This window comes from Streptomyces sp. 2114.4, assembly GCF_900187385.1.
Taxonomy (GTDB): domain Bacteria; phylum Actinomycetota; class Actinomycetes; order Streptomycetales; family Streptomycetaceae; genus Streptomyces; species Streptomyces mooreae.
This window is the reverse complement of sequence record NZ_FYEY01000001.1, coordinates 1,769,847-1,781,829: the sequence shown is the minus strand read 5'-3', so window position 1 is coordinate 1,781,829 and position 11,983 is coordinate 1,769,847. Positions and strand designations below refer to the sequence as shown.

The following is an 11,983-nucleotide window of genomic DNA, read 5'->3' as shown; positions in this document are numbered from 1 at the left end:
CACCCGTACTGCGCCGTGCCTACTTCACCGGCGTGAAGTCCCGGGCTCCGATGTACTCGGGGCGCCGGACCGGCGCCGCGAACGGCTCCACCGCTTCGTTGTCCACGCTGTTGAAGACGATGAAGACATTGCTGCGCGGGTACGGCGTGATGTTGTCACCCGAGCCGTGCATGGCATTGCAGTCGAACCAGGTCGCCGAGCCGGCCTTGCCGGTGAAGAGACGGATGCCGTGCTTGTCCGCCATCTTCGTCAGCACCTCGTCCGACGGGATGCCCGCGTCCTGCATCTGCAGGGACCGCTTGTAGTTGTCCTTCGGCGTCTCGCCCTCACAGCCCACGAAGTGCTGGTGCGAGCCGGGCATGATCATCAAGCCGCCGTTGGTCTCGTAGTTCTCCGTCAGGGCGATCGAGACCGACACGGTGCGCATGTTCGGCAGACCGTCCTCGGCGTGCCAGGTCTCGAAGTCCGAGTGCCAGTAGAAGCCGGAGGCACCGAAGCCCGGCTTCACGTTGATCCGCGACTGGTGGACGTAGACGTCCGAGCCGAGGATCTGACGGGCACGGCCGACCACACGCGGGTCGGAGACCAGCTTGGCGAACACCTCGCTGATCTTGTGCACCTCGAACACGGTCCGGACGTCCTGGGACTTCGGCTCGACGATGGAGCGCGGGTCGGCGCGCATCGTCGGGTCGAGGACGAGACGGTCCAGTTCGGCGCGGTACACCGCGACTTCTTCCGCGGTGAGCAGTTCCCCGATGGCGAAAAAGCCGTCGCGTTCGAAGTCGCTCAGCTCGGACGGCGCGAACGGGCCGGCCGCTCCGGGCTGCGACCACACCACCGGATCCTTCCGCGGGGTGATGACCTCAGCGGTCCCACGGGTCGGGTACAGGTCGGCGGTGCGCTCGGGTGCGGTGGTCATGGTGTTGCCTTCCTCTCCTCTCGTACGGGCTCTGGCTTCCGTGCGTGTGGGCGTGCCTTCCTCATCTGCCGGACGGGGCAGGCGGGTGCCGATGCCTCAGACCGTCTCGGCCTCGGGCTCCGGCTCGGTGAGCAACGGGTAGACCCCGTTCTCGTCGTGGTCCTCGCGGCCGGTGACCGGCGGGTTGAAGACGCAGACGCAGCGGAAGTCCTTCTTGATCCGCATGGTGTGCTTCTCGTGCCCGTCGAGCAGGTACATCGTGCCCGGCGTGATGATGTGCTTCTCGCCGTTCTCGTCGTTCGTGAGCTCGGCCTCGCCCTCTACGCAGAGTACGGCTTCGATGTGGTTCGCGTACCACATCGAGGTCTCCGTACCGGCGTACAGGGTGGTCTCGTGCAGCGAGAAGCCGACGCGCTCCTTGGCGAGCACGATGCGCTTGCTCTCCCAGGTGCCCGACTTGGCCTTGACGTGGCGGTCGGTGCCTTCGATGTCCTTGAAGGATCGGACGATCACGGTGACTCGGTGCCTTTCTGTGGAACGGTAAGGGGCTCTGGAGTGGTCAGACGCAGTCGCGGACCGCGCGGGCGAGGATCCGAAGGCCCTCGTCCAGCTCCTCGGGGGTGGTCGTCAGCGCGGGCAGCAGCTTGACGACCTCGCTCTCCGGGCCGGAGGTCTCGATCAGCAGACCCAGCTCGAAGGCGCGCTTGGCAATCTTGTCGGCGACGGGCTTGTCGTTGAGCTCCATGCCCCACACCAGACCGCGGCCGCGGTACTCGGCGATGGCGTCCGGGTGCTCCTCGGCAATGGCCTTCAGGTGTGCTTCGACGATCTCACCGCGGGCGAGAGTCTGCTTCTCCATCTGGCCGTCGGCCCAGTAGGTGTCCAGCGTCGCGGCGGCGGTGACGAACGCCGGGTTGTTGCCGCGGAAGGTGCCGTTGTGCTCGCCCGGCTCCCAGATGTCCAGCTCAGGCTTGAACAGGGTGAGCGCGAGCGGCAGGCCGTAGCCGCTGATGGACTTCGAGACGGTGACGATGTCCGGCACGATGCCCGCCTCCTCGAAGGAGAAGAAGGCACCCGTACGGCCGCAGCCCATCTGGATGTCGTCGACGATGAGCAGCATGTCCCAGCGCTCGCACAGGTCGGCGAGGGCGCGCAGCCACTCGGGACGGGCGACGTTGATGCCGCCCTCGCCCTGGACCGTCTCGACGATCACGGCGGCGGGGGTGTTCAGGCCGGAGCCCTGGTCCTCCAGCAGCCGCTCGAACCACAGGAAGTCGGGGTAGGTGCCGTCGAGGTAGTTGTCGAACGGCATCGGGGTGCCGTGCACCAGCGGGATACCGGCACCGGCCCGCTTCATGGAGTTACCGGTGACGGCGAGGGCGCCCAGCGACATGCCGTGGAAGGCATTGGTGAAGGACACGATCGATTCGCGGCCCTTGACCTTACGGGCCAGTTTGAGCGCGGCCTCGACGGAGTTGGCGCCCGTCGGGCCCGGGAACATGACCTTGTAGGGCAGGTCACGGGGCCGCAGGATGATGTTCTGGAACGACTCCAGGAACGCCCGCTTGGCCGTGGTGGACATGTCCAGGCCGTGGGTGACGCCGTCCCGCTCGATGTAGTCGATCAGAGCGCGTTTGAGCACGGGGTTGTTGTGGCCGTAGTTGAGCGAGCCGGCCCCTGCGAAGAAGTCGAGGTAGGTGTGGCCGTCCTCGTCGGTCATGCGGCTGCCCTGCGCGCGGTCGAAGACGGTGGGCCAGCTACGGCAGTAGCTGCGGACCTCCGACTCCACGGTCTCGAAGACGCTCAGATCGGGCTGGGTGATGGTCACAACATGCTCCTGGGAGATGAGTGGCGAAAAGGGTCAGGAAGTCTGTGGGGCTGGGCGGTGCCGGCGGTGTCGCGGGGGTGTGGTGCCGGGTCCCGCATGGCCGCTGCGGCGCGGTGGCCGCGCGGTCCTGGGTGGCGTCAGTGCTCCGGGCGGGCCGGTGGCCCGAACGGGCCGATGAGGTGCAGCACCTCCGGCTCGTGGCCCTGCTCGGGGAACAGCCCCGCGTCGAAGAGCACCTCGCGCTTGATCGGCACTGAGTGCCGCTCGGCGAAGGACGCGAACAACCGGTTGGATGCGGCGTTGTCGGGGGTGATGGTGGTCTCGACGAAGCGCATGCCCAGCTCGTCCCTGGCACGGGCGGCGAGCCCGTCCAGGAGTGCGGCCGCCAGCCCCTGGCCACGGTGCGCGTCGTCGACGGCTACCTGCCAGACGACGAGGGTCTCCGGGCGCTCGGGGCGGATGTATCCGGTGACGAAAGCGGCCGGCTCGCCCTCCGTGTCGCGGGCGACGACGGAGGTGGCGGCGAAGTCGCGACACCACAGGAGGTAGCTGTACGAGGAGTTGAGGTCCAGCGTCTTCGAGTCGCGGGCGATACGCCAGATCGCGGCTCCGTCCTCCACGCGTGGGGTGTCGAGCTTGAAGCCCTCCGGCAATTCTCTGATATCGCTTCGGGCACCTGCATGGTCTGCTTGTGCGGCGGTCATAGAAATTAAATTTACCCAGGGAAAAAGGAAATTGCATCGTGGGCAGGGGTTACGCAAGCGCCGAAGATGTGTTATCGCGCGAGGGCGCCCGTACGCGCGATCCCCCCGCCCGATGTCCCGATTTGACCGGGATGTTCGGGGCGAAACGGACACGTTGTGTAGTCGGTCACAGCTCCGTAACACCCCTGAGATCCGTCCGAATTGCGGAACTTGCCACTAGCGAAATCTTGGCGTTTGGGGTGCGGAAAAGCGGGCAGAAGAATACGGGAAGCTGTACGCACGGGTAATTGGGAATTCGCCCCCGGAAGGCTGGGCGTAAGGCCCATCGAAACCTGCCCGGCGCATCGATGGCAAGACCCGTAAGAACATGCGCGAGACCATGTCCGCAAGCGCGCGGAGAACGCCGGCGGAAGTGTGCGCAGAACGTGCGGAAGGTATACGGAGAGCGACCGGGACGAAAAGCGCGGCGCGGCTGTGGCAATCCCGGGAAACGGCGGCTGAATGCCGCCTTGCGGCCGGTGTGACCGTACGGGTCACAGCAGCGGTGGCGCCGCCTACAGTGCCCCTATGACGTCCATGAGCGAAGGTGCGGTGCTGCACCTCAAGGGGAGGGTCCTCGTCGGGCCCGACGACGTGCGCGACGAGCTGTGGGTGGTCGGCGGCCGGGTCACCTTCGACCGGCCGGTGATGGCACGGGATGCCATCACCGTGACGGGCTGGGCGCTGCCCGGCCTGGTCGATGCCCACTGCCATGTGGGCCTGGACGCGCACGGCCCGGTGGACGACGCCACCAGCGAGAAGCAGGCGCTCACCGACCGTGATGCCGGCGCGCTGCTGATCCGTGACGCCGGCTCCCCGTCCGACACCCGCTGGATCGACGACCGCGAGGACCTGCCGCGGATCATCCGGGCCGGCCGCCACATCGCGCGCACCAAGCGCTACACCCGCAACTACGCGCACGAGATCGAGCCCGAGGACCTGGTCGCCTATGTCGCCCAGGAGGCCCGCCGGGGCGACGGCTGGGTCAAGCTCGTCGGCGACTGGATCGACCGCTCCACGGGCGATCTGGGGACCTGCTGGCCCCAGGGGGCGGTCGAGGCGGCCATCACCGAGGCCCACCGGCTGGGCGCCCGGGTGACGGCCCACTGCTTCGCCGAGGACTCCCTGGCCCCGCTGGTGGAGGCCGGCATCGACTGCATCGAGCACGCCACCGGGCTCACCGAGGAGACCATCCCGCTGTTCGCGGAGCGTGGCGTGGCCATCGTTCCCACCCTCGTCAACATCGCCACCTTCCCGCGGCTCGCGGCCGGCGGCGAGGGGAAGTTCCCGCGCTGGGCGGATCACATGCGGCGCCTGCACGCACGCCGCTACGACACCGTGCGGGCGGCCTACGACGCCGGCGTGCCCGTCTTCGCCGGCACGGACGCCGGCGGCGCGCTCGCCCATGGCCTGGTCGCCGACGAGGTCGCCGAGCTGACCAAGGCCGGTCTGTCCGCCGTGGCGGCCCTCTCCGCCACCACCTGGGGGGCCAGGGACTGGCTGGGCCGTCCCGGCCTCACCGAGGGCGCTCCGGCGGATCTGGTGGTCTACGACAGCGATCCACGCGAGGACGTCCGGGTGCTGGCCGCTCCGCGGCGGGTGGTGCTGCGCGGGCAGGTCGTGGGGTAGCCGGCAGCGGGTGGTGCCGGGGTGGCGAGCGGGTGCCCCGGCATCATCCGGCCCGGTCAACCCGGGTCACCCGGACGGTGGGGCCGCTGGGGCGAGGGTGGTGCCGCGTGCCGCAGGAATCGAATAAATACGCGAAAACCACCCATTGGGATGAACTGACGTCACGTGGCTCCCTGTTCACCCTCCGTGCGGACACGATGTGCGGGTCGAGGTCGTCGGCCCGCGTGATGTCCCCCATGGCGCGGCCGGCGGCTCCATTTCTCCTGTGAGGGTTCCACACACGTGTCCACCAGTCCCGCCCGCTCCTTCGGCATGCCCCGACGCCTCGCCGCGACCTTCGTCGCCACCGCGCTCACGGCCGGCCCCGCCCTCCTGCTGGGCGCCGTGCCCGCGCATGCCACCGGAGACCACGGCCCGGCCCGCGGCACCGCCGGCGCGGTCGTGCTGCGCACCGGCCTGAATGTCGGGCTGCTCCACAAGACGCTCGACGTCCCGCTGAACGCCGTCCTCAACGAGGTGCACGCCCCGGCCTCGGCCTCCAAGACCGCGCTCACCGTCCGCCTCGACGGCATCGACCACGGCAAGCCGTTCAGCGTGCTGCGCGCCGATGCCGCCACCGCACGGGCCACCGCCGACCGCCACAAGACCGAGGGCTACGCCAACCTCGTGAAGGCGAAGGTGCGGGTGCCCGGTCTGGTGCTGCGGTCCCTGGTCGAGGTCCGGCAGGTCACCGCCAAGGCGGTGTGCGAGGCGGGCGAGCGGCCCCGGGCCGAGGCGAACGTGCTGGGTGACGTCCTCGTCCTGGGCAAGCGGGTCGGGCTCACGGCGGGCGGGACGACGAACGTCAAGGTGCCGGGCGTGGGCGAGGTGCGGCTCGACCTGTCCCGGAAGAACGTCCTGTCCAAGAGTGCCGCGGCCACCGCGCTCGACCTCAACGTCTCCCTCAACCCGTTGACGCTCGGCGTCGCCGAGGTGCGCGGCCAGGTCACGCTGGCCCGGGCCACCTGCACCACACCGGGCGTCAAGGCGCCCGAGCACAACGGCTCCGGCGGCACTGACGGGGGCCAGACCGGCGGCACCAAGCCGGACGGTGGCACGAAGCCGGCCGGGGGCAAGGGCACCGAGGTGCAGCAGGCCGGCTCGAAGCCCAGCACCCAGAACCTCGCGGAGACCGGCGGCAGTTCGGCCACCCCGTATCTCGCCGGGGGTGCGGCCCTGCTGGTCGCCGCGGGCGCCGGGGCGGTCGGCTACGCCCGGCGCCGCCGCAACGCCGCGCAGGGCGGCCGCGGCTGACGGACCCCGTACACCGCGCCGGTGCTGTGGGGGCGTCGCGCGCGGAGTACGGCCCGAGGTGCGCCGTGCCGGGCCGGAAACGGCCGGGTACGGCGCACCTCACTTTTGCCGGCTACCGCCGCGGTCCGTGTCTCATCTCCCACGGCTCCGGCCGAATTACCACCACCCCTGAGGAACGAGATCAACCGTCCCTCACTGGCAAAGTAATTGACGCTTTGTCAGTTTCCAGGCCCCGGTTACCATGATCAGTTGCGGTCACGCCGGCGGCCTCGGGAAAGGGAGTCCCCCCCATGTCAACGATCAGCATAATTACCTCCGTGCACGACGGCGGCCATCACTATATTGATGAGGCGTACCAATCCCTGCGAGAGCAGAAACTGCCCGGCGACTGGGAATGGCATTGGTACGTCCAAGAGGACGGCCACACCGGAATCACCGACGGCATCCTCCCCCGGGATTCCAGGATATCGATCGAGTCGGGCCTGCCGGCGCGCGCCGCGGTGGGGCGCACGCACGCCCTCGCGCGTGCGACCGGCGAGTTGGTCCGGACACTGGACGCGGACGACGTATTGCTGCCGGGAGCCCTCGAGCGCGACATCGAGACATTGGAACGAGTTCCGTGGTGTGTATCCGCGTGCCTCGACCTCCACCAGGACGGCAGCACGTCACCGGGCCCGTACGACCCTCCGGGCGGCCCTGTCGAGCCCGGCAGGTTCTTCGACGAGGTGGTCGAACAGCGGCTGTCCGTGCAGGCTGCGACGTTCGCCGCGCGCCGCCCTCTGGTGCTCGCGCTGGGCGGTTGGCATGCGCTGACCGGAGCCGAAGGGGTGGCCCTGCTGCTGGCCGCGGAGGCTGTCGCACCCGGTGAATTCATCGCGGAGCCGAGCATCCTCTACCGGAAGCACCCCGACCAGACCACCGCGGCGGATCGCTACTGGGAACCGGCAGAGACAGCGACGCGACGAGAAGCAGGAATACAGCGCGCCCGGGCGATGCGGGAAGTGGGCTGGACGTGGCCGTGAGATCCCCGGCACTCAGGGAGCGGCGCCCCGCATCCGAGGCGCAGTAAAGGGAAATGGCCGCACGCGGAAGCCGGTAACTGTGAGGGGTGCTGTTGGCTCATTCGGGCCGTGTGTGACGCCGGTTCCCAAGAACTGGTGGTGGCCTGTGGAGCCTCCGCTGATATACGGGAAGAGTATCGCTGTCGATATGACCGAGGGGCCGCGGGAGAGCGCGGCAGCGTCCAATTCTTTGTATAAGACATTGCCTTGACGGTCATATGGGCGAAGGTTATCCCTATCGCAAGGCAAAGACGGGACTTTGACGACAGGTCCTAGCGGAGCACCTCGCCCAGTGCCGCCGCGAACCGGTCCGTCGTGGCCCGGTCCCGTACCGCCAGACGCAGCCAGCCGGGGCCCAGGCCGGGGAAGGTGTCACCACGGCGTACCGCGAAGCCGCGGGTCCGCAGCGCGGCGCGTACCGCGTCCGCGCCGGGCAGCCGGATCAGCACGAACGGGCCCGCCGCCGGGCCGGCCGCCCGGATCTGCCCGAACTCGCCCAGCCGGGCCAGCAGATGCGCCCGGTCCACGGCGATCTCCCCGGCTGCTGCCGCCGCCTCCGCCAGCGCTCGCGGCGTACAGCACGCCTCGGCGGCGGCCAGCGCGGGACTGGAGACCGGCCACAGCGGCTGCGCGCGCTCCAGGGCGGCGACGGTGTCCGGGGCCGCCAGTACGTAGCCGATCCGCAGCCCGGCCAGCCCCCAGGTCTTGGTGAGGCTGCGCAGCACGACCAGCCCCGGCAGGTCGGTGCGCCCGGCCAGCGCCTCCCGCTCACCGGGCACCGCGTCCATGAAGGCCTCGTCCACCACCAGCGTCCGGCCGGGCCGTGCGAGGGAGGCCAGCGTGTCCGCCGGGTGCAGGACCGAGGTGGGGTTGGTGGGGTTGCCGACGACGACCAGATCGGCTTCCTCCGGAACGGCCGCCGGATCCAGCCGGAAGCCGTCGTGCGCGTCGAGCAGCACCCGTCCGACGTCGTGCCCCGCGTCCCGCAGCGCCGCCTCGGGCTCGGTGAACTGCGGATGCACCACGACCGGCCGGCGGGCCCGTACGGCGCGCGCGATCAGTACGAACGCCTCCGCGGCCCCCGAGGTCAGCAACACCCGTTCCACGGGCAGACCGTGCCGGGCCGCGACCGCCCGGCGTGCCGCGCGGCCGTCGGGGTACGCGGCCAGACCGTCCAGGGAGGCGGCGATCTCGGCCTTGAGCCAGGCCGGGGGAGTGCCGGTACGGACATTGACCGCCAGGTCCGTCAATCCGCCGTCCGCGCCCCGTACTTCGGCATCGCCGTGGTGGCGCAGGTCGGGCTCGTGGTCGGGTTCGTGGTGCCCCGGGCCGGGCCCGGGGGAGGGGGTGTCCCGGCCGGGCGGTGGTGGTGTGTCCCGGCCGGGCGGCCGGAGCGGGGCGGGCCCGGTGTGTGCCGGCATGCTCACCGCTCCCCGGCGTCCGCCGCCACCGCAGCGGTCCGCAGCGCCGTGCCGTCCGTCCCCCGGGCGTCCTCCGCGGCCCGCCAACCGCCCGCCGCACCGCCGCGCAGCGGCTCGCCCGCCACCATCGCGCGGTAGCGCTCCATGACCGCGTCGGCCACCTCGGCCGCGGGGCCGATCGCCGCCGCGCCGAACACCTCCGTGCCGGGATGTGCCGCGGCCCAGCCCTCGGCCTGCAGGTGCAGCCGCTCCAAGAGGCTGCCGGGGAAGAAGAAGTAGGGCAGCACCACGATCCGGCCCGGCCGGCCCGCCGGCGCCGCGGCCGTCAGCGCCAGGCACCGGTCCAGGCCCGCCGGCACATCGGGCGCCGCCTGGGAGACGAACGCGGTCTCCACGCCCGCGAAGCCGCGCCCCTCCCACAGCAGCCGCGCGGCCCGTGCCACCTCGGCGTTGGCGTACGGATCGGCCGTGCCGCGCCCCACCAGCAACACCGTGGTGCGCGCCCGGTCCTCGGGCCTGCGGGCGCCGGCGGCCAGCGCCTCGTCCAGCCGTCGTTCCAATACGTCGAGCACCTTGGGGTGGGGCCCCAGTTCGGCGTCGCAGGCGTAGCCGAGCCCCGGGTGCCGCGCCGCCGCCCGCTCCAGTGCCGAGGGCAGCGCGTCCGGCAGGGGGCCGGTCGGCGCCGGCAGCAGGGGTATGACGGCGAGCCGGGCCGCGCCCCGCGCGACGAGCCCGTCGACGGCGTCGTCCAGCGGCAGGGGAGAGGCCGGGGCGCCGAAGAACCCGCCGGCGACGGGCACGTCGGGGTGGCGCTCGCCGAGCATGCGCACCAGTGTGCGCAGCGCCTCGGCGCCGCCTTCGTCACGGGTGCCGTGACCGGCGATGAGCAGTGCGGGAGGAGTGGTCACTGGGTCTCCTTGCTACCGGGGGTTGCGCTGCCGGGCGCCGGGTCGCCGGCGTCCGCCGTCCGCCGATCCGGGCCACGGCGGGGCGGGTTGGGGGAGGCCATGACGATAACCGTCCCGGTGGAAGGCACGACGGGCGCTCCCTCCCTACCAGCGGTAAGGGCACCGCTGTCCGTTACAGCCGGCCCGGCGCGTCCTGCCGGTACGGCGAGCGCACAGGTCGCCCGGGCAGGCGGCGGCGACTTCCGCTTGCCGGCGGCCAGTGCGGCACCCGGCCCCGCCGCCAGCAGTGCGGCCGCCTCGGCCACGCTCGGCGTTCCGACGGCAGCCGCCGCGGCCGCGGACGGCTCCGGTACCGGTACGGCCGCCAGGGCCGCCGCCGGGAACGACCGCAACGGCACCCCCAGCTCCCGGGCCGCCCCGGTCAGCCCCGGCTCGTCCGCCTTGGCCGCCGCCGTTGCCAGGGCGACGACTTGGCGGACGGCGTACCCCGCCGCCGCGCAACTGGCCGTGATCAGCTCCAGCACTTCCGACACCGGGACGCCACGGCGCGCGCCCACGCCGGCGACCAGTGGCACGAGCGGCGGCGGGAGCGGCGCCCCGGCCTCCTCGTCGGCCGCCCGGCCCCTCATGCCGCGACAACTCCCCGGCCGGCGGCTCCCAGGACGACAGCGACCGGCCCGAGTCGGTCCGTCGGGACCGCGGTGAGGGCGCCGGGCCCCCAGGGCTCCCCGCTACCGCTCCCATGGGTCCTCACCCGGGTCCTCACCCGGCCCTCCCGCGGGCCCTCACGCCGAGCTCCGGGCCACGGCGCCACGTGCCGCGCTCGCCACCAGACGCCCGGCCAGCGACGGTTCGGCGGCCCAGTGCACATGCAGGTACGAGGCGTGTACCCCGCCGGACACAAAGCCCTCCACCCGCCGCTCCGGGTGGGTCAGTCCCCACGCCGGGCCGGCGCCCGCGCCCGGCTCCAGCACCGTGCGGTGGAACTCGTGGCCGCGCACCCGGGTCCCGGCCGCCGCCAGCGCGTTGTCCCGCAGCGCCACCGCCTCGCGGTAGCCGAGGGTGAGCCGTTCGGTCATCCGGGACTCGGCGGGCAGCACCCCGCACATCGGCTTCCCGTCCAGCGACCGGGAGAGGTAGAGCAGCCCGGCGCATTCGGCGGAGACCGGCGCCCCGGACGCGGCCAGGGCGGCCACCGCGGCGCGGAGCGGCGCATTCGCCGACAGATCCGGCGCGTACATCTCCGGGAAGCCCCCGCCGATCACCAGCCCCCGGGTGCCGGGCGGCAGTTGTTCGTCCCGCAGCGGGTCGAAGGCGGCCACCTCGGCGCCCGCGGCGGCCAGCAGCTCGGCGTGTTCGGCGTACGAGAAGGTGAACGCGGGGCCGCCCGCGACGGCGATCAGCGGCCTCTGAGGGGCGGTGACCCCCTCGGCCACGGACAGCTCCGCCGCCGGGTCCCAGGGGGCGTCCGGCAGCTCGGGCACCGTACGTGCCAGTGCCAGCAGCGCTTCCAGGTCGCAGCCCTCGCGGACCCGTGCGGCCAGTTCGGCCACCGACTCCACCGCCTCGGCCCGCCGTTCGGCGACCGGCACCAGGCCCAGGTGACGCGACGGCGTACCGGCCCGCCCGTCCCGGCGCAGCGCGCCCAGCACCGGCACCCCGGAGGACTCCATCGCCTCCCGCAGCAGCTCCTCGTGGCGGTCCGAGCCGACCTTGTTGAGGATCACCCCGGCCAGCCGCACCTGTGGATCCCAGGAGGCGAAACCGTGCACCAGCGCCGCCACCGACCGCGACTGCGAGGAAGCGTCCACCACCAGCACCACCGGTGCCCGCAGCAGCTTCGCCACCTGCGCCGTCGAGGACAGTTCGCCCATCCCGGACGCCCCGTCGAACAGCCCCATCACGCCCTCGACGAGCGCCAGATCGGCACCCGCCGCGCCGTGCAGGAACAGCGGCGCGATCCGGCCGGGCCCGCACAGATAGGCGTCCAGGTTGCGGCCGGGACGGCCGGTGGCCAGGGAGTGGTAGCCGGGATCGATGTAGTCCGGGCCCACCTTGTGCGGCGACACCACGAGCCCGGCCTCGGCGAACGCCGCCATCAGGCCCGTGGCCACCGTCGTCTTCCCCGCGCCCGAGGACGGCGCGGCGATCACCAGCCGGGGGATCGCACCGCCGCTCATG

General features: G+C 71.8%; 11 protein-coding genes. 3 read left to right on the top strand and 8 right to left on the bottom strand.

The genetic code is table 11. From position 1 onward, the window contains the following. Nucleotides 1–19: 19 nt before the first annotated feature. The 4 genes from thpD to ectA form a co-directional block, all read right to left on the bottom strand. Nucleotides 20–919, bottom strand: coding sequence for an ectoine hydroxylase (gene thpD, locus CFW40_RS07780; protein ID WP_088797093.1), 900 nt, complete (start codon nucleotides 917–919; stop codon nucleotides 20–22). Nucleotides 920–1,015: 96 nt separating this feature from the next. Beyond that, on the bottom strand, nucleotides 1,016–1,432 hold the full coding sequence (locus CFW40_RS07775; protein WP_088797092.1) for an ectoine synthase: 417 nt from the start codon (nucleotides 1,430–1,432) through the stop codon (nucleotides 1,016–1,018). Nucleotides 1,433–1,478: 46 nt separating this feature from the next. After that, the gene (gene ectB, locus CFW40_RS07770) at nucleotides 1,479–2,747 is read right to left on the bottom strand and encodes a diaminobutyrate--2-oxoglutarate transaminase (protein ID WP_088797091.1); all 1,269 of its coding nucleotides are present in this window, start codon (nucleotides 2,745–2,747) and stop codon (nucleotides 1,479–1,481) included. A 137-nt stretch (nucleotides 2,748–2,884) separates the two neighbouring features. Beyond that, entirely contained in the window at nucleotides 2,885–3,451 is a 567-nt protein-coding gene (ectA, locus tag CFW40_RS07765; protein ID WP_176956554.1) for a diaminobutyrate acetyltransferase, read from the bottom strand. Nucleotides 3,452–4,027: 576 nt separating this feature from the next. On the opposite strand from ectA, the gene CFW40_RS07760 reads away from it, so the two are divergent. From CFW40_RS07760 to CFW40_RS07750, 3 genes are all read left to right on the top strand, one after another. After that, nucleotides 4,028–5,119, top strand: coding sequence for an amidohydrolase family protein (locus CFW40_RS07760; protein WP_088797089.1), 1,092 nt, complete (start codon nucleotides 4,028–4,030; stop codon nucleotides 5,117–5,119). A 312-nt stretch (nucleotides 5,120–5,431) separates the two neighbouring features. After that, nucleotides 5,432–6,412 (top strand): SCO1860 family LAETG-anchored protein, encoded by a 981-nt coding sequence (locus CFW40_RS07755; protein WP_088801963.1) that lies wholly within the window; start codon nucleotides 5,432–5,434, stop codon nucleotides 6,410–6,412. A gap of 290 nt (nucleotides 6,413–6,702) precedes the next feature. After that, complete coding sequence (locus tag CFW40_RS07750; RefSeq protein ID WP_088797088.1) at nucleotides 6,703–7,434, top strand: glycosyltransferase family A protein; 732 nt, start codon at nucleotides 6,703–6,705, stop codon at nucleotides 7,432–7,434. Between the two features lie 311 nt (nucleotides 7,435–7,745). On the opposite strand, the gene cobC is transcribed toward CFW40_RS07750, so the two are convergent. The 4 genes from cobC to CFW40_RS07730 form a co-directional block, all read right to left on the bottom strand. Beyond that, nucleotides 7,746–8,894 carry an Rv2231c family pyridoxal phosphate-dependent protein CobC gene (gene cobC, locus CFW40_RS07745; RefSeq protein ID WP_088797087.1) on the bottom strand — a complete coding sequence of 383 codons (1,149 nt, stop codon included), beginning with the start codon at nucleotides 8,892–8,894 and terminating at the stop codon, nucleotides 7,746–7,748. A 2-nt stretch (nucleotides 8,895–8,896) separates the two neighbouring features. Then, nucleotides 8,897–9,802 carry a sirohydrochlorin chelatase gene (locus CFW40_RS07740; protein ID WP_088797086.1) on the bottom strand — a complete coding sequence of 302 codons (906 nt, stop codon included), beginning with the start codon at nucleotides 9,800–9,802 and terminating at the stop codon, nucleotides 8,897–8,899. Beyond that, nucleotides 9,799–10,431, bottom strand: a complete 633-nt coding sequence (locus tag CFW40_RS07735) for a cobalamin biosynthesis protein (protein WP_088797085.1) — start codon at nucleotides 10,429–10,431, stop codon at nucleotides 9,799–9,801. Before CFW40_RS07735 ends, CFW40_RS07740 begins: the two co-directional genes overlap by 4 nt. Nucleotides 10,432–10,587: 156 nt before the next feature. After that, a complete protein-coding gene (locus tag CFW40_RS07730) occupies nucleotides 10,588–11,982 on the bottom strand; it encodes a cobyrinate a,c-diamide synthase (RefSeq protein WP_088797084.1) in 1,395 nt (464 codons plus the stop codon). Between the last annotated feature and the right edge of the window lies 1 nt (nucleotide 11,983).